The sequence below is a fragment of the Georgenia wutianyii genome (genome assembly GCF_006349365.1).
Classification (GTDB): Bacteria; Actinomycetota; Actinomycetes; order Actinomycetales; family Actinomycetaceae; genus Oceanitalea; species Oceanitalea wutianyii.
Map to the genome: position 1 here is coordinate 2334598 of NZ_CP040899.1, position 21127 is coordinate 2355724.

Genomic DNA, 21127 nt, shown 5'->3' on the forward strand with positions numbered 1-21127 from the left:
GCATGAACCCACCCCGTCCCCCGTCCCAGGAGATCCCATGCCTACCCCCCACATCGCCGCAGCCCCCGGCGACTTCGCCCCCGCGGTCCTCATGCCGGGCGACCCCCGGCGGGCCCAGCGCATCGCCGAGATGCTCATGCCCGACGCCCGCCTCGTCAACGACGTGCGCGGCATGCTCGGCTTCACCGGCACGGTGGACGGGCGCCCGCTGAGCGTCATGGGCTCGGGGATGGGCCAGCCCTCGGCGACGATCTACGCCACCGAGCTCTTCCGCGAGTACGACGTCCAGCGCATCATCCGCGTCGGCACCGCGGGCGGCATCTCCCCCAAGGTCCGGGTCGGCGACGTCCTCGTCGGCCTCGGCGCCCACACCGACTCGGCGATGAACCAGCACCGCATCCCGGGGATCAACTACTCCGCCGTCGCCTCCTTCGAGCTCGCCGAGGCGGCCGTGCGCGCCGCCCGCGAGAAGGGCATCGAGAACTACCACGTCGGCACGATCGTCTCCCGCGACCACTTCTACCTCAAGGTCCCCGGGCAGACCGAGGCGCTGGGCGCCTACGGCGTGCTCGGCGTGGAGATGGAGGCCGCCGCGCTGTACGGGGTGGCGGCCGAGCTCGGGCGCCAGGCGCTGACCGTGCTCACCGTCTCCGACCACCTCCTCGACAGCTCCCAGGACATGAGCGCCGAGGAGCGCGAGACGACGTTCCAGGGCGCGCTGTCCCTCGCCGTCGCCGCGGCCCTGTCCGACTGAGCGTGACGCCGGCCGGGCACGTGAGGTGCCCGGCCGGCGACCTCACCGCTCGAGGCGCGGGCCCGCTGCCGGGTCCGCGCGGTAGGCCAGCGTGTCGGCGAGCCGCTGCCGGGACGACGGCGTGAGGTCGGCGGGCAGCGCGTCGAGCTCGAACCAGCCGACGGCCGTGGCCTCGTCGTCGGCGACGTGCGCCTCGCCGTCGAGGTGACGGCACCAGAACGTGAGGTCGAGGTACTGGGCGACGTCGCCGTTGGGGTAGGTCACCGGCTCGCCCGCCCGGACCGCCGTGAGGGCGAGCACCTCGGCGCGCACGCCGGTCTCCTCGGTGACCTCGCGGAGCAGGCCGAGCGCGGGCTGCTCCCCCGGCTCGAGGATCCCCGAGACGAGGGCCCACCGCCCGGTGTCGGAGCGGCGCACGAGCAGGACCCGGTCACGCGCGTCGAGGACGACGCCGGTGACGCCGGGCAGCCACAGCAGGTCGTGGCCCACATGCTCGCGCAGGGCGGTGATGAACGGCGGGACGGGCACGCCGCCGACCCTAGCCCGCCCACCGGGCGGGCACGATCCAGCGCTCGGCGGGAACGGAGGAGAGGGACCGGGTCAGCGGGGGGCGGTGGCTGTGGGCTCGGGGAGGCCTGCGCCGGCGACCGCCTCGGCGACGGCGGCGGCCACGCGGCGGTCCTCGGCCCGGCGGCGCGCGCGGGCCCGCAGGCGGGAGAGGACGACGAGCCCGGCGAGCGCGGCGAGGCCGAGCGTCACGGACCACGGCGGGGTCCACACGGCGAACTCGGCGCGGGCGAGCGGCATGAGGCGTTCGACGCCGACCGGTGCCCCCTCGGCCATGACCGCGCCGGTCGTGCGCACGAGCGGCCACACTCCCTCGAGCTCGACGGTGCGCTGGAAGCTGGTCCCCGGCAGCATCTCCTCGAGGTCGACGACGACGGAGCTGCGTCCCCCCAGGCCGAGCAGCCCGGAGAAGCTCACCGTGTGCCGGCCGCTGAGCCGCACGTTGCCGGTGTTCTCCAGTGTGAAGGTCACGGTGGCGACCCCGGCCTCCCACGGCAGCCAGGAGCCGGAGTGCTCGACCTCGACGTCGCTGATCCCCAGGGACGGTTCGAGCTCGCCCTCGACGCGCAGGTGGAGGCGCGCGCCCAGGCGCCGGTCCACCTTGAGCCCGTCACCGGCGTCGGCCGGGCCGAGGGAGGTGACGATGCCGCCGGCGTAGTCCCCGGGGGTGACGTTGGGCGGCACGGTGAGGCGGAAGTCGATCTCCACGGCCTCCCCGGCGCCGATGGTCACCTCGTCGGCGGCGAGGGTGACCCACGCGCCGACGTGCTCGGAGGGGGTGCCGGCGGGCAGCAGGTCGAGCTGGGCGCTCTCGTTGAGGAACCCGTCGGCGGCGTACACCGCGACGGTGAGCTCCCGCTCGGAGTAGTTGGTGACGACGATGGCGTCGTCCAGGGTCTGGCCGGGGGTGAGCTCGTACTGGTAGTTCGCCCGCGCCTCGCCGTGCGCGTTGTCGGCGGTCTTCACCCCCCACGTCACCTCCTCCGGCTCGGTGGTGGCGGAGGCGGGTCCGGGCCACCCGAGCAGGACGACGGCGACGACGGCGAGCGCCGCGAGCAGCGTGGCGAGGAGGCGGCGGCTCTCGGTGGCGACCATGGGGACTGTCCTTCCGGGGTGCAACGGGTGGTGCGAGGTGGATGGTGCCGCCCCGCCCGAGGGTGGGTCCCGGGCGGGGCGGCACCGGTCTGGGTCAGCTGAGCGCGGTGAGCGTCAGCGTCGCGTTGTACGTGCCCGACTCGACGGACACCGGGAGCTTGAGCTCGAGGTCGGCGCCCAGGAGGGCCGACCCGCGCTCGTGACCGGCGTCCGCGCTGCCGAGCGTGCGGGAGACGGACAGGCCCTCTCCCTCGTCGAAGCCCGAGGCCACCGGGGCGCCGGCGACGGCGCCGCCGTCGTTCTCCAGCACCTGCGGCGTCCAGCCGAGGTACTTGCCCGACACGGTCTCGTCACCGGCGCGGAAGTCGGAGACCTGACCCGAGATCGACCACTGCGGGGCGTCGATGCGGGTGTCGGTCACGCGGACCGGGTTGAGCGTGCCGTCGGCCACGAAGTGGTCACCGTTCTCCACCGCGACACCGAGGTCGACGAGGTTGCTCGTCGAGTCGATCGTCCAGACGAACTCACCGGCGTCGGGCTCGGGCACGACGACGACGACGGACTGGTCGCCGTCGGCGGGACCGGCCGCCGGAGCGGAACCGGAGTACTCGCCGTCGACGGTGCCCGCGGTGTTGCCGGGACCGAAGTTCGCGGCCGGCTCGTTGCCGTCGAGGACGACGGTGCCGAGCACGGTCGTGCCCGCGACCTGGAGGTTGGCGGTGTTGCCGGAGAGCGTGAGGTCGCCGCCCACCGTGTTGCCCCACTGGTCCGCGCCGCCGTCGGCGGTGGCGCCGATGAGGACGTCGCGGGAGCTGCCGCTGACGACGACGCTGCCGGTGACGACCGTGCCGGCGAGGGACACTCCCCAGCCGCTGCCGTCGATGGACAGGTCGCCCTCGATGCTCGTGCGCAGGACGTCGACGTAGTTGGCGGCGAGCGTCGACACGGAGCCCTCGACCGAGCTGTCGTTGATCTCGACGTCGATGCCACCGACCTCGACGTTCCCGCCGACCGCGAGGTCGTTGAGGTAGAGGAAGCCGCCGCGCAGCCCCTCGGAGTAGGACACGACGTCGCCGCTGACGGACGTGCCGTCGAGGGAGATGCCGTAGGTGTCGATACCGATGACGTCGCCGTCGACGGTGACCGAGGTGGCGTCGAGCCAGCCGTCGGCGCCGACGGTGATGCTGCCGTTGACGGTGGCCCCACCGAGGACGCAGGTGGCGCCGTCGGGGACGACGAGGTCCCCGGAGATGGTGGCGTCGCCGAGGTCGTCGGTGCAGTCGGTCGTGGCCGCGCTCGCCGACGGGGCGGCGATCGCGACGAGAGCCGCAGCCGCGATCGCGGCGGTCGGCGTCTTCCAGTGCTTGAGGATCATGTCAGGTCTCTCCTTCTCAGCCGCGGAGGGCGGCGATGGCTTCGTAGCTGCGGGCGGCGTTGCCCAGCGAGTCGCGCTCGTACCCGGGCGCCGGGTTGGTGGAGGCGTCGTCCTGCTCCCAGAGGCCGAAGCGCTGGCCGCGGTCGCGGGTGGCGGACAGGAACTCCTGGAAGTTGATGTCGCCGACCCCGAACTCGACGTAGTTGTACCCGTTGCCGACGTCCGGGTTGACCTTTCCGTCCTTGAGGTGGAGGAGCGGGAATCGGCGCGGGTTGGCGTTGATGTAGTCGATGGGGCGGAACCCGGGGAACTGGTGCGCACCGACGTGGGCCCAGTAGACGTCCATCTGGAGGTAGACCCAGTCGGGGTTGGTGTTCTCCATGAAGAAGTCGTAGCGGCGGGTGTTCGGCGCGTCGCTGAGGAAGCCGAACTCGCCCGCGTGGTTGTGCGCGTACAGCTTGATGCCGCGGGCCTTGGCCTTCTCGCCCATGAGGTTCCAGTTGTCGGCGGCCTGTCCCCACCCGGCGACGGTGTTGTTGTTCGTGACGGCGCCACCCTGGCCGAGGTGCGGCATGCCGAGGGTCTCGGCGATGTCGAGCTGCTCGTCGATGTTCGAGGGGTTGAGGTTGACGTGGGCACCCACGGCCCGCAGGCCGTTGTCGTCGAGGAGCTGACGGATCTCCGCGGGGGTGATCTCGCCGGCGCCGCCCTGCGTGTAGCCGGCGAACTCGATCTCCGAGTAGCCGATCGCGGCGAGCTCCTCGAAGAGCGTACGGAAGCCGATGCTGTTGGCGCCGCTCAGCTTGTCGCGGACGCTGTACAGGATGATGCCGAGCTTGTTCAGCGGGACGAGGCGGTTGCGGCCGCCGGAGGGTGCGGCCCCGGGGATGGAGCCGACAGCCGCACCGGCGGTGGTGCCGACCGCGGCGCCGAGACCGACGGCCACGGAGGAGGCCGCCAGCGCCTTGAGCATGCTGCGGCGGCTCATCGGCCGGTTGGGGATCGTGGGGTGGGCGTGCTCGTGACTCATGACTCTCCTTCGAGTGGGGGTGCGGGGCCGGCCGGCGGACGGCCGGCCCCGCACGGAGGGGGTTGACTACTTGACGACGAGGCTCGTGATGACCGAGCTCGCCGTGGTGTTCGCGGTCGCCGTGTGGACCACCGTGACCTGGTAGGTCCCGGCGGCCAGCCTCGGCAGGGTGACGACGGCGTCACCGTTCTCGTCGAGCGTGGCCTTGAGCATGGCCACGGTCGAGACACCGCGCTTCACCTGGACGGTGACCTCGCCGGACCCGGGCAGGCCCGTCACGGTCTCGGCGTGGATGTCGACCTTCGCCGCGACGGCCGGCTTGACCGACGCGACCTCGGCGGTGAGGACGGTCGACGCCTTGGTGACGATGAGCCGTGCCGTGGTCTGCGAGGCCTTGAAGGTCCCGTCGGCCAGGTAGGCGACACCCAGCGTGTGCGTCCCGACGGCGAGGCGCTCGTCGAGCGCCACGGTCGCCGAGCCCTCGCTGAGCGTCCCGCGCCCGACCTCACGGCCACCGCTCGTGACGACGACCTCACCGGACGGCGTACCACCCTCACCCGAGACGGTGACGACGACCTCGCCGGGCGTCCCGTAGACGGTCCGCAGGGAGGTGACCGACGCACGCGTCGTCGACTCGACCGTCGGCTCGTTCGGGGCCGCGCGGTCGATGGTGAAGGAGACAGTGCCGACCTCGGAGACCAGCCCGGCCGCGTCCGTGGCCCGGTAGAGGACCGTGTACGCGCCGTCGTCGGAGAACGTCACACCGAACTGCTGGTTCGCCGCGAGGTTGGACCAGGACGTCCCGCCGTTGACCGAGTACTGCACGGTCTGGACCGCGCCGTTGTCCTGGGCCTGGACCGAGAGCCGGACCGGGACGTTGTAGACGCCACCGACGCCCGTCGGCGCGGCCGGGTTCAGCGTGTGCGCGACGGTCGGGACCTGGACGTCGGAGATGCCCGGGCCGCGGAAGACCAGGGAGTCCACGGCGAGCTCGTCCGCGGAGGTGACGAAGAGCTGTCCGGTGCCGGTAGGGGCGTCCGCGAAGGTCACCTCGACGTCCTTCCAGCCCGCGCCGGCGGGGATCTGCGCGGTGGCGAACGGTGCCGCGTCGGCGGCACCCCAGCGCAGCTGGACCTGGCCGCCGCCGGAGGCCCGGACGGTCACGCCGTCGATGCCCACGAGGTTGACCGGGTCGTAGCGCAGGAAGTCCCCGCTGCCGAGGCCGCGCACGGCGTTGCCGCCGCCGGCGGACTCGTCGGCGTAGGAGACGACGCCGCGCCGCTCGATGGCGTGCTCGGCCTGCTGCGTCTTCGGGTTGAGACGCGCGGTGGCCTCACCACGGGCCGCCGGGACGCCGTTGTGGCCCCCGTCGGTGTACGTGACGACGACGGCGCCGTAGAGGTTGGCGCCCGGCCCGTGCTCCGGGGAGTTCGGGTCGGTCCGGAAGACGCCCTGGCACCCGGTGCCGGTGGACTCCGGGTGGGCGTGCTCGTCGTGGCCCAGGCCGTAGGTCCAGCTCACGCGGGAGCAGACGGTCTCGGTGCCGTCCTCGGCGTCCTGGGTGGTCACCTGGAACGGGATGACCTGACCCCAGTCGAAGAACCCGCCGTTGGCCGGGTAGCGGAGGGAGACCTCCGGCGCCTGGTTGCCGACGGAGATCTGCCGGGAGGTGAGGCCGAACTTGCCCTGGGGGTCGCTGACCCGCAGACGGGCGTTGTACAGGCCGAGCTCGGTGTAGGTGTGGGTAGCCGTGGCCCCCGTGGCGTCGAAGGTGCCGTCACCGTCGAAGTCCCACTCGTAGGTCATCGCCGAGCCCTCGGGGTCGACGGAGGCCGACGCGTCGAAGGCCACCTGGAGCGGGGCCGCGGAGGAGGAGATCGGGGTGGCGGTGAACGTGGCGCGCGGCGCCTTGTTCCCCTCGGCGTAGGAGATCCGGTAGAGCCCGGCGTCCGGGTTGGCCCGGAAGAAGCCGTCACCGTAGTCCAGGACGTACAGCGAGCCGTCCGGACCGAACTCGAGGTCCATCGGGTTGTCGATGGGCGGGACGTTGTCGAACGTCAGCGCCCGGTTGGGCATGAAGTCCTCGATGTGCGTGACCTCGAAGGACTCCCAGTCCAGCGTGAACGCCGCGATGTAGTCCTGGGAGAACTCGGAGAAGAAGTTCTTCTCGTCCCAGTACTCGGGGAACTTGGCGGTCGAGGGGTTCTCCGGGTCGTAGTGGTAGACCGGACCACCCATCGGGCCCTGGCCGTTGCTGGTGCCGAAGTTCACCAGCTCGTCCCACGGCTGGTCGCCGGGGTTGTCGCCGTAGTACAGCGTGGCCGGGAAGGCCGGGGGCAGCTCGACGAGGCCGGTGTTCCACCGCGAGTTGTTGCGCAGGTCCTCCGGGTCGAAGAACTCGCGCGGGCTCGCCGTCGCGTAGTCCCACTCGTTGTAGGGGGCGTTGGGGCCGTGGACGTAGGGCCACCCGGCGTTGACCGGGTTGTCCAGGGACACGACATTCCACTCGACGTAGCCCATCGGGCCGCGGTTCGGGTTGGCCGCGGCGACCGCGCTGCTCGCGTCCGGGCCGTAGTCGCCCCACGACAGGGAGTTCGTCCCCGGGTCGACCTCGATCCGGAAGGGGTTGCGGGCACCCATGACGAAGATCTCCTCGCGGACCTTGTCGCGGACGTCGTCGTACTCCTCGCCCGTGAAGAGGTTCCCCTCGGGGATCGTGTACGTGGCGCCGGGTCCGGGCTCGACGCCGGCCTCGATCTCCTCGAGGACGTCGATCCGCAGGATCTTGCCGCGCAGGTCGTTCGTGCTGCCCGCGCCGCGACGCGCGTCGAAGCCCGGGTTCAGGCCCGGGGCGTCGTTGTTCGGCGCGAAGCCGTTGGCGCCGGGGGTGCTCGCCGGGGTGTTGTCACCCGTGCTGAGGTAGAGGTTGCCCTCGCCGTCGAAGTCGATGTCGGCGCCGACGTGGCAGCACTGCCCGCGCTGGGCCTCGACCTTGAGGAGCTCCTGCTCGGACGCGAGGTCGATGGAGTTGCTCTCCGCGTCCCACTGGAAGCGGGACAGCACGTTGTAGCCCAGCCACTGGTCCCAGTACGTCTCGTCCTGGCCCGCGGGCAGGGTGTTGGGCGCGTTGCCCACCGGCGTGGAGGCCGGGTAGGGGCGGCCCGTGGAGGGGGAGGTCCCGGAGAGCTCGACCGGGGCGTAGACGAGGTAGACCCAGTTGTTCTCCGCGAAGTCCGGGTCGATCGCGATGCCCTGGAGCCCGTCCTCGGAGTTCGCGTAGACGGGGATCGTGTTGATGACACGGGTGACGCCCGTGTTCGGGTCGGTGAGGCGGACGTCGCCGTTGCGGGCGGTGTGCAGGACCCGCCCGTCGGGCAGGACGGCCATGTCGATCGGCTCGCCGACGTCCTTGGTCAGGGTGACCTTCTCGTAGTTGGACCAGTCGAGCGCCGCCGCGGCGCCCGGCTCGGCATCGTGGTCGACGCCGTCGTGCGCCATCGCGGGCACACCGGCGACCGCGAGGCCGGCCGCCGTCAGGGCCCCGGCGACCGTCGCCGCGAGCCCGCGGCGCAGTCGTGTCCGGGAATTGTTAGCATCCATAGCGTGGTGCAACTCCTTCTCAGGGTTCATCACTGGGACCGGGCCCCTCGTCCGTGGCAAGGGGTGGGGCTCGGTCTCTGCTGTCTCCGGCCGGTCGACGCCGGCCGCGCGCGTAGTGCGTCACCTCCTCATCAAGGTGGGCTCGTGGTCAACGGCGACCACTGACGCCGAAACTAGAGACGGTTCTGTCGGGTGTCAACCAAAAGTCCACCAGTCGGTATGGCCAATTTGGTCAAGGTTTCTCCCGAACTGGGCGGCACGTGTCGAGATGCCGCTTCCACCTGCGAAATCGCCCATTCCGCCTGCGCCGGACGGGCGCTCGCGCGACGATGGCCGCCCCGAACCGAGGAGCACCCATGGCCACCAGCGTCGCCGACCACCTCGTCCACCAGCTCGTCGCGGCGGGGGTGGAGCGGATCTACGGGATCGTCGGAGACTCGCTCAACCCCGTCGTCGACGCCGTGCGGCGCACCGAGGGGATCGAGTGGGTGAACGTCCGCCACGAGGAGGCTGCCGCCTTCGCGGCCGCAGGCGAGGCGGAGGTCACCGGCCGGCTGGCCGTGTGCGCGGGCTCCTGCGGACCGGGCAACCTCCACCTCATCAACGGCCTGTACGACGCCAACCGCTCACGGCTGCCCGTCCTCGCCATCGCCTCCCACATCCCCAGCGCCCAGATCGGCACCCAGTTCTTCCAGGAGACCCACCCCGACCGCCTCTTCACCGAGGCCTCCGTGTTCTCCGAGCTGATCTCCTCCCCCGCCCAGCTCCCCAGGGTCACCCGCAGCGCGATCCAGCACGCCCTCACCGCGCCCGGGGTCGCCGTCCTCACCCTGCCCGGGGACGTCGCGGACCTCACGGTGGCCGACGCCGGCCAGACGCTCGTCCCCGCCACCGGCACAGCCACCCTCGTGCCCGCCGAGGAGGACGTCGCCGCCCTCGCAGCGGCGATCAACGAGGCCAGGAAGGTCACCCTCTTCGTCGGCGTCGGCGCCCGCAGCGCGCGCACCGAGGTCCTCGCCCTCGCCGAGCAGCTCGGCGCCCCCGTCGGCCACTCGCTGCGCGGCAAGGAGGTCATCCAGTACGACAACCCCTTCGACGTCGGCATGTCGGGCCTCCTCGGCTACGGCGCCTGCCAGGACGCCATGGAGCAGGCCGACCTCCTCGTCCTCCTCGGCACGGACTTCCCCTACCCCGCCTTCCTGCCCTCGGACGTGCGGACGGCGCAGGTCGACGTCGACGCCACGCACCTGGGCCGGCGCACCCGGCTCGACGTCCCTGTCCACGGCGACGTGGGCGCGACGCTCCGGCTCCTGATGCCGCTGGTCAAGCGCAAGAAGTCGCGCACGTTCCTCAAGTCGATGCGCAAGCGCCACGACAAGCTCATGTCCTCCGTCGTCGGCGCCTACACCCGCAAGGTCGACCGGCTGCGCCCCATCCACCCGGAGTACGCGGCCGTCCAGCTCGACGAGGTCGCCGGGCCGGACACCGTGTTCACCGTCGACACCGGGATGAACACGGTGTGGGCGGCGCGCTACCTCACCCCGAACGGCCGGCGCCGCGTCATCGGCTCCTTCCTCCACGGCTCGATGGCCAACGCGCTGCCCCACGCGATCGGCGCCGCGTCCGCCGGGCGCCAGGTCGTTGCCCTCGCCGGGGACGGCGGGCTGTCGATGCTCCTCGGCGAGCTCATCACCCTGCGCGACCTCGACCTGCCGGTCGCCGTCGTCGTCTTCAACAACTCCACGCTCGGGATGGTCAAGCTCGAGATGTTCGTCGAGGGCCTGCCCGACCACGCGACCGACACCCCGCCGGTGGACTACCGCCGGGTGGCCGAGGCGATCGGCATCCCCGCGCTGCGGGTCGAGGACCCGCGCGAGCTGCGGGAGGCCCTCTCCGACGCTCTCGGTCGCAGCGGCCCGGTTCTCGTCGACGTCGTCACCGACCCGCGGGCGCTGTCCCTCCCGCCGAGCATCACGGCCGGCCAGGTGCGCGGCTTCGCGACCTCGATGACCAAGGAGATCTTCGGCGGGGGCTCCGGGGAGGTCATGGCGATGGCCCGGTCCAACCTCCGCAACATCCCGCGGCCCTGAGCGGCGACGGCGACGCCCGCACGTCGCCGCCCTCGCCACCCCGCAGGCCGCTGCGCCGCCCCCGTCGCGCCAGGTCGACGGCGCCCCCCGCTCTCGCCGTCGTGGGTCGCACCCTACCCGCGAAACTCGTTTGCCGAAAAGGCCCTCCCATGGTCAACCCTTGACTTTGCCGTGTGCGCTTCGCCACAGTGTCGGTGCCGGCGGGGCCGCCGGCGTCTACGGGAGGGGTAGTCATGCGCAGGTTGCTCGCTGTCGCGCTCGGCGTCGCGGTACTCGGGGCGGCTCTGCCGGCCGCGGGCGTCGAGGAGGACCGGATGGGCTGGGACCGTTCGGAGGCACCGCAGCGGGTGCTGCGGGACGGCACCGCCGAGGAGGTCGGACTCCTCCAGCACCGCCTCGACGCCGTCGAACCGGCGCTCCTCGAGGGACTCACCCGTGAGCCCACCCCCTTCTACCCGGGCGCTGTCGCGCTCATCGCCTCCGAGGGCGTCGTCGTCGAGCGCACCGCCGTGGGGCACGCCGTGCGCTGGGCGGACACGACCACCGAGCTGCCCGCCGAGCAGCAGGTCCCCATGCGGACCGACACGATCTTCGACCTCGCCTCGCTGTCCAAGCTCTTCACCGCCGTCGCGGTCATGCAGCTCGTCGAGGCGGGCGAGGTCGACCTGCAGGACACCGCGGCCTCCTACGTACCGGCCTTCGCGGCGAACGGCAAGGACGCGATCACGGTCGAGCAGCTCCTCACCCACACCGCGGGCCTGCCCGCCTGGATCAACCTGTGGAGCGCGCCCGACGAGGCCGCCGCGCTCCAGCGGGTCTGGGACGTCGCCCCCACCTCCACGCCCGGCACCGGCTACCTCTACAGCGACCTCGGCCTCATCACGCTCGGTGAGATCGTCGAGCGCGTCTCGGGCCAGGGCCTGGACGAGTACGTCGCCGCCCACATCACCGGACCGCTCGGCATGAGCGACACGATGTACAACCCGCCCGCCGAGCTGCTGCCGCGCATCGCTGCCACCGAGTACCAGGCCACGCCCGCGCGCGGCCTCGTCCACGGCGAGGTTCATGACGAGGGCGCCTGGCGCCTGGGTGGCGTCGCCGGCCACGCCGGGGTCTTCTCCACCGCCGACGACGTCGCGACCTTCGCCCAGATGCTCCTCAACGGCGGCAGCTACGACGGCGCGCGCGTCCTGGACGCCGCGACCGTCGAGGCGATGATGCGCGACCACACCGGGCAGCTGTCCTCCTCGCACCGCGGCCTGGGCCCCGAGCTCGAGGCGTGGTTCTACCACGACGTCCTCACGAGCGCGGAGTCCGCGGGCCACACCGGGTTCACCGGCACCTCCCTGGTCATCGACCCGCACACCGAGACCATCGCCATCCTCATGACCAACCGGGTCCACCCGAGCCGCGACTGGGGCAACATCAACCCGGTGCGCCGCGCCGTCGCCCGCGCCGCCGGGCTCGCGCACCCGATGACCGGCTTCACCCGCGGCGCCGCCTGGTACTCCGGCATCGGCGACTCCCTGGACAGCACCCTCAGCGTCCCGGTGAGCCTCACCGGCGACTCCGAGCTCGTCCTCGACCTGTGGTTCCACACCGAGCCGACCGACCTCCTGCACGTCGAGGCCTCGACCGACGACGGCGCGACCTGGCAGCCCCTGGACGGGACGCTCACCGCCGGTGGGACGACGATCCCCGCGGCGGGCACCGTCTCGGGCGACGGGCTCGGCCGCTGGTGGGAGGCGCGCTTCGACCTCGCCGGGCTCAGCGGCGACGTCGAGCTGCGGCTGCGCTACGCCACCGACGACGTCTACTCCGGCCGCGGCGTCTACGTCGACCGGATCCAGGTCCCCGGGGCCTTCGACGACTGGGACCTCACCGACCGGGCGACGATCACCACGGACGGCTGGACGCGGGTCGACGCGACCGGCGCCGAGGCACCCGAGCCGGTCGACCCCGGCGCGGCCCTCGACGCGCTCGGTGGCGCGCTCGCCGCGCACGTCGAGGACGGCGCGGTGGCCGGGCCGATCGCCCGGCAGCTCGCCACCGCGCTCGAGCAGGCCGAGCGCCACCTCGAGGGCGGGCGCGAGGAGGCGGCCGCCCGCGCCGTCGAGCGGTTCGTCCGCCACCTCGACTCCCCGCGCCGGCCCGACACCCTCACCGAGGAGGCCCGCGCCGACCTGAACGACCGGGCGGAGCACCTCCTCGGCCTGCTCGGGGACCTCGAGGAGATCGGACAGATCGGACGCGCGATGTCCGCCCCAGCGATTGCACCGGGGGTGTGACAGGGGCCACACTTGTCAGATTGTCGAGATGCTGTGAGGTGACCACGTGGACGCCGACATCGAGATGCTCCCGATGCTCTCGCGCGGCAAGCACCGCAGCCCCAGGCGCGGCGCCTGCTTCATGGAGCTCGCCTCCTACCTCGCCGGAGAGCGGTGGAGCGACAAACCGGCGTGCACGCACCCGCTGCTCGCGCACCTCGCCCGGCTGGTCAACGACCTCACCGACGACGCCGAACGACCACGCCTCGCCCTGCTCATCCCGCGCGTCATCGGGCTGCGCAGCGACGACCCGCACTGGGACGACGAGCTCACGCTGCTCGCCGCGAGCCGCGCCCTGCCGGTGGTGAGCGAGCACCACCAGCGGTCCCTCGCGGTGGGCATCCTGTCCTGCGAGCGCCGCCGCGCCGAGCGGGAGGGGCGGGAGGACCTGCGGTTCCACCCCTCCAGCCGCCGCGCGCTGGACCAGGTCCCCCTCGCCGAGCGGTGGGCCGCGGCGTTCGTCGACCAGGTGGGCGCGGTGGGCTCGCACCACCCGGGGGCGGCCGTCGTCGAGATCGCGTCGGTGGGGCTGGCCACGGCCTGCGTGCCCGACCCCTCGGGGATGCTGCGCGACCTGCTCACCGACGCGATCGCGCTCTGCGAGCGGCTCGCCGGCCGCGAGCGCGCCGCCCGGGAGCCTCTGGTTCCCGAGCAGTGGCGCCCGGTCGTCGCCGCCGTCTCACTCCCCTGACGCGCCGGCCCGCAGGCCCCGCTGCTCAGTAGCCGCCGGCGAGCATCTCGTCGTTGGTGCGGTACACCTGGACGCTCTCGATCATCTCGAGGGTGTCCGCGTCGAGAATGACGACCGATCCCTCCGGCCAGTCCGGGTCCACAGGGATCGGCTCGTAGACGTGGTAGAACGACGGGTTGCCGTTGGCATCCCGGTAGTACGACGCGGGAATGACGTTGTACCAGGTGTTCACGAGGATCACCCTCGGATGCGCCTCCGCAATCGCGCGCTCCTCCGGGATCGGAATGGGATTCAGCCACCACCCCATCGGCTCAACCAACTTCGCGACGTCCCTGGTAGGCCAGGCGTAGGCCGGGTCACCAGGCGAGGGCGTGACGGAAGGCTCGGGCTCCGCAGAGGTCGCCGGCGCAGCGGATGGCTCCTCGGCTGATGCAGGTGGCTCCGAGGACAGGTCAGCGGGCACCCTGCTCGGCCCCACCCCAGCCGGGTTCTCGTCTGACGAGGTGGCGCTGTCCGAGGCCTGCGAATCTGCATCCGAGCACGCAGCAGCAAGGAAACATGCCCCCGCGATAGCGCTGGACGCGACGATGCGTCGCAACCACATAGTCGACCGCCCTCTCCTCGGTGCCCGATCGACCGTACCGGGCGTCAGCCGGTGCTCTCAGCTGAACGGAGGGTGGGATCGAACCCGACTCCGGGGCGCACGCGACGGCCTCCCGGGCCGGTGCCCGGGAGGCCGCGGCACTGCTCAGCGGCTGATGGCCAGCTTCATCGCCCGCGTCTCGGCCGCGCGGCCGAAGGTGTCGTAGGCGTCCATGAAGTCGTTCATCGGGAAGCGGTGCGTGATGAACTGCTCCGGGGTCAGCTTGCCCTGGGCGACGAGCTTGAGGAGCATCGCCGTCGTCGTCGCGGACACCAGACCCGTGGTGATCGCGACGTCCTTGATCCACAGGTCCTGGAGCGGCAGCTCCACCGGCGCGCCGTGCACGCCGACGTTCGCCACGGTGCCGCCGGGCCGGATGAGGCTGACGGAGGCGTCGAAGGTCGCCGGGACGCCGACGGCCTCGATGGCGGTGTCCACGCCGAGCCCGTCGGTCATGCCCATGACCTTCTCGTGCCAGCCGGGGCTGCCGTTGTTGACGGCGTCCGTCGCACCGAACTGCTTGGCGAGCTCGAGGCGGTTGTCGTCGAGGTCGAGCGCGATGACGCGGGAGGCTCCGTAGAGACCCACGGTCATGATGGCCGCCAGCCCCACCGGTCCCGCACCGATGACGGCAACGACGTCACCCGGCTCGACGCGCCCGTTGCGCACACCGATCTCGAAGGCGGTGGGCAGGATGTCGGACAGGCAGAGTCCCGCCTCGTCGCTCACCCCCTCGGGCAGCTTGTGCAGCGAGTTCTCCCCGAACGGCGTGCGGACGTACTCGGCCTGGGTGCCGTCGATGAGGTGGCCGAGGATCCAGCCCACGCCAGGCGCGCCCTCGGGGTTGAGGCAGTGGGCGGGCAGCCGCTCCTGGCAGTACGAGCACGAGCCGCAGCTGGAGATGCAGGAGATGATCACCCGGTCGCCCACCGCGAGCCGACTCACCGCCGAGCCGACCTCGACCACCGTGCCGACGCCCTCGTGGCCGAGGATCCGCCCTTCGGTCACCGCCGGGACGTCCCCCTTGAGGATGTGCAGGTCGGTGCCGCAGATCGTGGTGGTGTCGACCTGGACGATGACGTCGGTGGCCGAGCGGATCGTCGGGTCTGGCACCTCCTCCCACGCCTTCTTGCCCGGACCGTGGTAGACCAGCGCCTTCATGACTTCTCCTCCGTCGCGCATCGGACACGGGCCCGCGCCCACTTGTGACGCTAGTCACGCGGGGGTGTTCTCGCCATGCCAGACGGCCGGTCGGGAAAAGCCAGCGCGGCCTCGACCGTCCGTCGCTAGCGTCGGTGCATGAACGCCTCGTTCGTCGTCACAGGGGCCAGCGGCGGTGTGGGCAGCGCGATCGCCGAGCACCTCGCGACGATCGGCCACGTCGTCAACCTCGACCCGGCACCGGGCACGAGCACCAGCCCTCGGGTGCACAGCCTCGGCGCGGACGCGGCCGACCCCGCGGCGGCGGCCGCGGCGGCCGAGCTCGCCGAGCAGCACGGGCCGCTCACCGGCTGGGTGAACAATGCCGCCGTCTTCCGCGACGCCGCCCTCGACACGGCGAGCGCCAAGGAGGTGGCAGCCCTCATCGCCCTCAACCTCGACCTCGCGGTGGTCGGCTGCCACGCCGCCGTGCGCCATTTCCGCTCCCACTCCCGGCCCGGCGCGATCGTCAACGTCTCCTCCCACCAGGCGCAGCGCCCGGTGCGCGGTGCGCTCCCCTACGCCACCGCGAAGGCGGCCGTCGAGGGCCTGACCCGAGCGGCGGCCGTCGACCACGGCCCGCAGGGGATCCGGGTCAACGCCGTCGCGCTCGGGTCGATAACCACCGCCCGCTCCGCCGCCTACGCCGCCGTGCACCCCGAGGCGCAGCGGCTGCTGGCCGAGCTGCACCCGCTCGGGCACGCGGGTGCGCCGCGCGACGTGGCCCACGCCGTCGCCTTCCTGCTCACGGCCGAGTTCGTCACCGGCACGGTCCTGCCGGTCGACGGCGGACGCGCCGCGCTCGGCCTGGACCCGGAGAGTCGGTAGACGCTAGACCATCATCGTGGCCTCGTCAGCGCCCGTTTCCTCGGTCACGTGGGGCACCCGCTCCGTCTCGCGGCCCTTGCGGTGGAGGGCGGCGCGGATGACGAGCGACAGGACGAAGGCGACCGCGCCGGCGATGACGGTGACCCGGTAGGCACCGGTGTGCCCGGCGACGTCGGCGAGGCGGCCCGCGGTGCTCGAGCCGAGCGCGTACCCGAGCGACGTCGCCGCCGCGAGGACCATCATCGCCGCGCCGAGCCGGCCCGGGTCGGCCACCCGCTCGCAGGCGGAGAACAGCGTGATCATGTAGGGCGCGACCGCCAGGCCGAGGACGACGAGCACGACGGCGAGCGCCCCGAGGCTGTCGACGGCGAGCAGCGGCAGGGTGAGCAGCGCGATCGCGCCGGCGAACACGGACAGCCGGTCGGCGAGCCGGAAGCGCTCGGGCAGGACGACGATCGCGAGGCCCGCGACGACGCTGCCGACGCCGAGGACAGCATGGAGCAGGCCGGCAAGTCCCGGCTCACCCGCCGCGGTGGCCAGCGCCGTCGTCCCGGACTGGACCGAGCCGAAGATCGTGCCGACGATGAGCTGCCCGGCCCCGAGCGCGAGGATGAGCGGGCCGATGCGCGCTCCGCGGGCGCCCGGCGCACCGCGGTGCCCGCGGACGAGCTCAACGGTGGGGTGGAGGGCGAACAGCGTGGCGAAGACGGCGAGCAGCACGGCCGCGAGGATGAGGGCACCCGAGGGAGAGACGAGGGCGGCGAGCGTGCCGACGAGCGCCGGGCCGAGGACGAAGGACGCCTCGTCGGCTGCACCCTCGTAGGAGAAGGCCGTCGACAGGAGCTTGAACCGCTCCCCGCCGCGGCGGCCGGCGAGCTCACGCCAGCGGACCCGGGCGAGCGTGCCGACCTGCGGCAGGAAGAGTCCCGCGACGCCGGCGAGGACGGCGAGCACCTCCCACGGCGCCTCCTGGCCGGCGAGGACGACGAGCGCGATGAGCGAGAGCGACCCGCCGACGGACTGGACGAGCAGGACGGGGCGCTGGCCCACCCGGTCGGTGAGGGCGCCCGCGACCGGGGAGGCGATCGCGTTGACGACGGCGAACGCGCCGGCGGCGGCGCCGCCGCTGCCGAAGCTGCCGCTCACCCCCGCGACGAGCAGCAGCGTGCCCATCTGGGCCATCGCGAGCGGGAGGCGCGCGAGGAAGGCGATGACGATGTACAGGGGTCCAGTCAGCGCGAACAGGCGCCGATAGGAGGACAGGACGGACACACAGTCTCCACGAGGAATAGCCGGGGTTGCGCTCCTCCCACCCCGGAAGCGCTGCAGACCCTGCTCCCTATTCTATCGGACCGTCCACCCGCTCCACGTGCGAGACAGGCCACTCCAGGCGGGCCGCGACCTGCGCCGCCGTCGCCCCCGGGCCGAGCCTGCGGCGGGCGTGGGTGACGAGCCGGCGACGCAGCTCGCGCCTCCTGCGACGGCGCACGAGTGCCCCGCCGACGAGCCCGTGGCGCGGGGCGACGAGGAGGGCGAGGAGGAAGAGCGCGCCGACGACGGTGGCGACCATCCCGGCGATCGACAGGTCCCACAGGACGGCGAGGCCGTACCCGCCGAGGACTGCCACGACCCCGACCCCGAGCGCGACGGTGAGCATGCGACCGAAGCCGTCGGTGAGGAGGTAGGCGGTGGCCGCCGGACCGGCGAGGAGGGCGACGACGAGGATGGCGCCGACCGCGTCGAAGGCGCCGACGACCGTGAGCGAGACGAGCGACATGAGGACGGTCTGGACGACCACCGGGGACAGGCCGAGGACGGCGGCGAGCGCGGGGTCGAACGTCGTCACCTTGAGCTCCTTGTAGAACAGGAGCACGGCCGCCACCGCGACGAGCGCGACGAGGCCGGTGGTCCACCAGGAGCGCGGCCCGAGGTCCACGCCCCCGACGGTGAGGACGTGGAGCGGCGCGAAGGCGATCTCGCCGAACAGGACGTGCTCGAGGTCGAGGTGGACGTCGCCGCCGAACCGGGCGACGAGCAGTACCCCGAGGGCGAACAGCCCGGTGAAGACGATGCCGGTGGCGGCGTCGCCGTGGACCGTGCCGCTGCGCTCGAGGAGGTCGACGAGGGTGACGGTGAGCAGCCCGAACGCCGCGGCGCCGGCGACGGCGGCGAGCGGGCCCAACGAGCCGGTGAGCAGGAAGGCGACGACGATGCCGGGCAGCGCCGCGTGGGAGATCGCGTCGGCGACCATGACCTTGCGGCGCAGCAGGAGGACGCAGCCGAGCAGCGCGCACGGCGCGACGACGAGCAGGGCGGTGACGATGATGACGAGGTCGACGTTCACGCCGCCACCCCCGTGCGGCGCCGGTGTCCGCGCAGGCGCCGGGCGGGCAGTGACAGCAGGAGCAGACCGGTCGCGACGAGGACGACGAGCGGACCGGTGGGCAGGTCGGTGGTCGTCGCGCTGAGCACCGCCCCGCTCGCCCCGCTCACCGCCCCGAGGACCGCGGCCAGGACCAGCATGACCGGGAGCCGGTCGGTCCACTGCCGCGCCGCGGCGGCTGGGGTGATGAGCAGGGCCGCGACGAGGACGACGCCGACCGTCTGGATCCCGACGACGATGGCCAGGACGAGGAGACCGGTGAGCAGCGCCTCGACCCACCGCACCGGGTAGCCCACGGCGCGGGCGAAGGCGGGGTCGAAGGCGACGAGCTTGAGCTCCTTGTACGTGAGGGCGACGACGGCGAGGACGAGCGCCGTGACCGCGGCCATGACGCGCACGTCGGAGGCGACGAGGCTGGCGGCCTGGCCGAGGACGAAGCGGTCCAGGCCGCTCTGCCCGGACGCCCCGGTGCCGGCGACGTAGGTGAGGAGCACGGTCCCGGCGCCGAAGAACACCGACAGGACGAGGGCGAGGGCGGCGTCCTGCTTGACGCGCGTGCGTTGGACGACGAGGAGGACGAGCCCGGCCGCGAGCGCCGCCGTCACGGCCGCGCCACTCATGAGGCCGGGGCCGGACGTGGTGCCGGTGACGAGGAACCCGAGGACGACGCCGGGCAGCGTCGCGTGGGCGAGCGCGTCGCTGAGCAGGCTCTGGCGGCGCAGCACCGCGAAGGTGCCGAGCGTGCCGCCGAGCAGCCCCAGGACGGCCGCCCCGAGGGCGACGGTGCGCAGCGTGTAGTCCCCGAGCATCCCGGCGACCTCACCCATCGCGCGCGCTCCCCTCGAAGGGCAGGGCTGCCCCGCCGTAGGTGCGGGCGATGTTCTCCGCGGTGAAGACCTCGGCCGTGGGGCCGGCGGCGACGAGCTCGCGGTTGAGCAGGACGACGGTGTCGAAGTACTCGGCCACGGTGGCGAGGTCGTGGTGGACGACGACGACGGTCCGCCCCTCGTCGCGGAGCTCGCGCAGGAGGTCGACGACGACGCGCTCGGTGGGGTGGTCGACGCCGACGAACGGCTCGTCGGCGAGGTAGAGGCGCGCGTCCTGGGCCAGCGCCCGGGCGAGGAAGACGCGTTGCTGCTGGCCGCCGGACAGCTCCCCGATCTGCCGGTCGGCGAGGTCGAGCATCCCGACGCGCTCGAGGCACCGCTCGGCGGTGCGCCGCTCGGCCGGGCCGGGGCGGCGCAGCCAGCCCAGGCGCCCGTAGGTGCCCATCTCGACGACGTCGCGCGCGTTCGTCGGAAAGTCCCAGTCGACGCTTCCCCGCTGCGGGACGTAGCCGACGTCCCGGCGCCCGCGCTCCAGCGGCCGGCCGAAGACCCGCACGGTGCCGGCGACCGGCCGCAGGAGGCCCATGGCGATCTTGAGCAGCGTCGTCTTGCCGGCACCGTTGGGGCCGACGACGCCGACGAGTCGGCCCTCGGGCACGGTGAAGGACACGTCCCACAGCACCGGTTCCTCGCGGTAGGCGGCCGTGAGCCCGTGGACCGACAGCGGGGCGCTCATCGCGGCCCCAGCGCGCCTGCGACGAGCTCGGCGTTGGCCAGGAGCATGCCGGCGTAGGTCCCGGCGGGCGTGCCGGGCTCCCCGAGGGCGTCGGAGTACAGGCCCTCCTCGGGCACCTCGACCGTCCAGCCGCGGTCCGCGGCGGCCTCGCGGACGGCGGTGATGCTCGCCGGGGAGACGCTGGACTCGGTGAACAGGGCGGGCACCCCACGCTCGACGAGGAGGTCGACGAGGCGCCGGATGTCGGCGACGCCCGCCTCGTCCTCGGTCGACAGCCCCTGCACGCCGCGCACCTCGAGGCCGTAGGCGCGGCCGAAGTAGCCGAAGGCGTCGTGCGAGGTGACGAGGAGGCGGGAGCGCTCGGGGACGGCGTCGAGCAGGGCGGTGGCCTCGGCGTGGGCGGCGAGCGCCTGCGCGACGTACTCCTGCCCGCCTGCGGCGAAGTCCTCGGCGTGCTCGGGGGCGAGGTCGCTCAGCTGCGCGACGAGCGGGGGCACCACCTGCACCCACAGCTCGGGGTCGAACCACACGTGCGGGTCGTGCTGGCCCGGGTGGTCGGCCGAGGCGAGGAGGTCATCGGCGGGGAGCGCGTCGGTCAGCGCCACGACGCGCTCGAGCGCCCCGGCCTCGAGGACCTCCTCCATCCGCCCCTCGAGGAAGAGTCCGTGGTAGACGACGAGGTCGGCGTCGGCGAGCGCCCGCACGTCGCCCTGGCTGGCGCGGTACAGGTGCGGGTCGACGCCGGGGCCCATGAGTGCCGTGACGTCGACGTGCTCTCCGCCCACCGCGCTGACGAGGTCCGCGGCATGCGTCGTCGTCACGGTGACGTCGATGCGCGCGTCGGCGCTCTCGGCGGGTGCGGAGCAGGCGGCGAGGAGGAGGGCGACGACGCCCAGCGCGGCCAGTTTTCGGGTCTCCGAACTCATGCGATGAGGGTAGCCGAATCTGCGCAGAACGCCCGCCCGCGGAGCCGGGCACGTA

At 72.8% G+C, this 21127-nt stretch carries 17 protein-coding genes; 5 read left to right on the forward strand and 12 right to left on the reverse strand.

Going from position 1 to position 21127, the window contains the following annotated elements:
• The first annotated feature begins 37 nt into the window (after positions 1-37).
• Positions 38-754, forward strand: coding sequence for a purine-nucleoside phosphorylase (deoD, locus tag FE251_RS10295; RefSeq protein ID WP_139073777.1), 717 nt, complete (start codon positions 38-40; stop codon positions 752-754).
• A 42-nt stretch (positions 755-796) separates the two neighbouring features.
• On the opposite strand, the gene FE251_RS10300 is transcribed toward deoD, so the two are convergent.
• From FE251_RS10300 to FE251_RS10320, 5 genes are all read right to left on the reverse strand, one after another.
• The gene (locus tag FE251_RS10300) at positions 797-1282 is read right to left on the reverse strand and encodes an NUDIX hydrolase (protein WP_139073776.1); all 486 of its coding nucleotides are present in this window, start codon (positions 1280-1282) and stop codon (positions 797-799) included.
• A gap of 72 nt (positions 1283-1354) precedes the next feature.
• Positions 1355-2416, reverse strand: a complete 1062-nt coding sequence (locus FE251_RS10305) for a WxL protein peptidoglycan domain-containing protein (RefSeq protein ID WP_139948714.1) — start codon at positions 2414-2416, stop codon at positions 1355-1357.
• 94 nt (positions 2417-2510) lie between these two features.
• The gene (locus tag FE251_RS10310) at positions 2511-3791 is read right to left on the reverse strand and encodes a hypothetical protein (RefSeq protein WP_139948715.1); all 1281 of its coding nucleotides are present in this window, start codon (positions 3789-3791) and stop codon (positions 2511-2513) included.
• Positions 3792-3807: 16 nt separating this feature from the next.
• The gene (locus tag FE251_RS10315) at positions 3808-4821 is read right to left on the reverse strand and encodes a sugar phosphate isomerase/epimerase family protein (RefSeq protein ID WP_223147531.1); all 1014 of its coding nucleotides are present in this window, start codon (positions 4819-4821) and stop codon (positions 3808-3810) included.
• Between the two features lie 66 nt (positions 4822-4887).
• A complete protein-coding gene (locus FE251_RS10320) occupies positions 4888-8421 on the reverse strand; it encodes a PQQ-dependent sugar dehydrogenase (RefSeq protein ID WP_139948716.1) in 3534 nt (1177 codons plus the stop codon).
• 356 nt (positions 8422-8777) lie between these two features.
• On the opposite strand from FE251_RS10320, the gene FE251_RS10325 reads away from it, so the two are divergent.
• The 3 genes from FE251_RS10325 (at position 8778) to FE251_RS10335 (ending at position 13529) form a co-directional block, all read left to right on the forward strand.
• Complete coding sequence (locus FE251_RS10325) at positions 8778-10511, forward strand: pyruvate dehydrogenase (protein ID WP_139073772.1); 1734 nt, start codon at positions 8778-8780, stop codon at positions 10509-10511.
• A gap of 233 nt (positions 10512-10744) precedes the next feature.
• Positions 10745-12799, forward strand: coding sequence for a serine hydrolase (locus tag FE251_RS10330; RefSeq protein ID WP_139948717.1), 2055 nt, complete (start codon positions 10745-10747; stop codon positions 12797-12799).
• A gap of 46 nt (positions 12800-12845) precedes the next feature.
• Complete coding sequence (locus tag FE251_RS10335) at positions 12846-13529, forward strand: hypothetical protein (RefSeq protein WP_230976396.1); 684 nt, start codon at positions 12846-12848, stop codon at positions 13527-13529.
• A 25-nt stretch (positions 13530-13554) separates the two neighbouring features.
• Here the strand turns inward: FE251_RS10335 and FE251_RS10340 are convergent, their stop codons facing one another.
• The gene (locus tag FE251_RS10340; RefSeq protein WP_139073770.1) at positions 13555-13761 is read right to left on the reverse strand and encodes a hypothetical protein; all 207 of its coding nucleotides are present in this window, start codon (positions 13759-13761) and stop codon (positions 13555-13557) included.
• A gap of 516 nt (positions 13762-14277) precedes the next feature.
• Positions 14278-15333 (reverse strand): zinc-dependent alcohol dehydrogenase family protein, encoded by a 1056-nt coding sequence (locus tag FE251_RS10345; RefSeq protein ID WP_139948718.1) that lies wholly within the window; start codon positions 15331-15333, stop codon positions 14278-14280.
• 138 nt (positions 15334-15471) lie between these two features.
• On the opposite strand from FE251_RS10345, the gene FE251_RS10350 reads away from it, so the two are divergent.
• Positions 15472-16200 (forward strand): SDR family NAD(P)-dependent oxidoreductase, encoded by a 729-nt coding sequence (locus FE251_RS10350; RefSeq protein WP_139073768.1) that lies wholly within the window; start codon positions 15472-15474, stop codon positions 16198-16200.
• A 3-nt stretch (positions 16201-16203) separates the two neighbouring features.
• Here FE251_RS10350 and FE251_RS10355 read toward each other — a convergent pair whose 3' ends face one another.
• From FE251_RS10355 to FE251_RS10375, 5 genes are all read right to left on the reverse strand, one after another.
• A complete protein-coding gene (locus tag FE251_RS10355; RefSeq protein WP_223147532.1) occupies positions 16204-17472 on the reverse strand; it encodes an MFS transporter in 1269 nt (422 codons plus the stop codon).
• A 67-nt stretch (positions 17473-17539) separates the two neighbouring features.
• Positions 17540-18544 (reverse strand): metal ABC transporter permease, encoded by a 1005-nt coding sequence (locus FE251_RS10360; protein ID WP_139073767.1) that lies wholly within the window; start codon positions 18542-18544, stop codon positions 17540-17542.
• Entirely contained in the window at positions 18541-19410 is an 870-nt protein-coding gene (locus FE251_RS10365; RefSeq protein ID WP_139073766.1) for a metal ABC transporter permease, read from the reverse strand. Before FE251_RS10365 ends, FE251_RS10360 begins: the two co-directional genes overlap by 4 nt.
• Positions 19403-20146, reverse strand: coding sequence for a metal ABC transporter ATP-binding protein (locus FE251_RS10370; RefSeq protein WP_139948719.1), 744 nt, complete (start codon positions 20144-20146; stop codon positions 19403-19405). Before FE251_RS10370 ends, FE251_RS10365 begins: the two co-directional genes overlap by 8 nt.
• A complete protein-coding gene (locus FE251_RS10375) occupies positions 20143-21072 on the reverse strand; it encodes a metal ABC transporter solute-binding protein, Zn/Mn family (protein WP_139948720.1) in 930 nt (309 codons plus the stop codon). Before FE251_RS10375 ends, FE251_RS10370 begins: the two co-directional genes overlap by 4 nt.
• Positions 21073-21127 lie beyond the last annotated feature (55 nt).

Excerpts from the sequence above, each read along its gene's own strand:
- FE251_RS10375 (WP_139948720.1), bottom strand. The coding sequence starts at position 21,072 with ATGAGTTCGGAGACCCGAAAACTGGCCGCGCTGGGCGTCGTCGCCCTC.
- FE251_RS10345 (WP_139948718.1), bottom strand. The coding sequence starts at position 15,333 with ATGAAGGCGCTGGTCTACCACGGTCCGGGCAAGAAGGCGTGGGAGGAG.
- FE251_RS10310 (WP_139948715.1), bottom strand. The coding sequence starts at position 3,791 with ATGATCCTCAAGCACTGGAAGACGCCGACCGCCGCGATCGCGGCTGCG.
- FE251_RS10365 (WP_139073766.1), bottom strand. The coding sequence starts at position 19,410 with ATGGGTGAGGTCGCCGGGATGCTCGGGGACTACACGCTGCGCACCGTC.
- FE251_RS10325 (WP_139073772.1), top strand. The coding sequence starts at position 8,778 with ATGGCCACCAGCGTCGCCGACCACCTCGTCCACCAGCTCGTCGCGGCG.
- deoD (WP_139073777.1), top strand. The coding sequence starts at position 38 with ATGCCTACCCCCCACATCGCCGCAGCCCCCGGCGACTTCGCCCCCGCG.
- FE251_RS10315 (WP_223147531.1), bottom strand. The coding sequence starts at position 4,821 with ATGAGTCACGAGCACGCCCACCCCACGATCCCCAACCGGCCGATGAGC.
- FE251_RS10350 (WP_139073768.1), top strand. The coding sequence starts at position 15,472 with ATGAACGCCTCGTTCGTCGTCACAGGGGCCAGCGGCGGTGTGGGCAGC.
- FE251_RS10330 (WP_139948717.1), top strand. The coding sequence starts at position 10,745 with ATGCGCAGGTTGCTCGCTGTCGCGCTCGGCGTCGCGGTACTCGGGGCG.
- FE251_RS10305 (WP_139948714.1), bottom strand. The coding sequence starts at position 2,416 with ATGGTCGCCACCGAGAGCCGCCGCCTCCTCGCCACGCTGCTCGCGGCG.
- FE251_RS10370 (WP_139948719.1), bottom strand. The coding sequence starts at position 20,146 with ATGAGCGCCCCGCTGTCGGTCCACGGGCTCACGGCCGCCTACCGCGAG.
- FE251_RS10320 (WP_139948716.1), bottom strand. The coding sequence starts at position 8,421 with ATGGATGCTAACAATTCCCGGACACGACTGCGCCGCGGGCTCGCGGCG.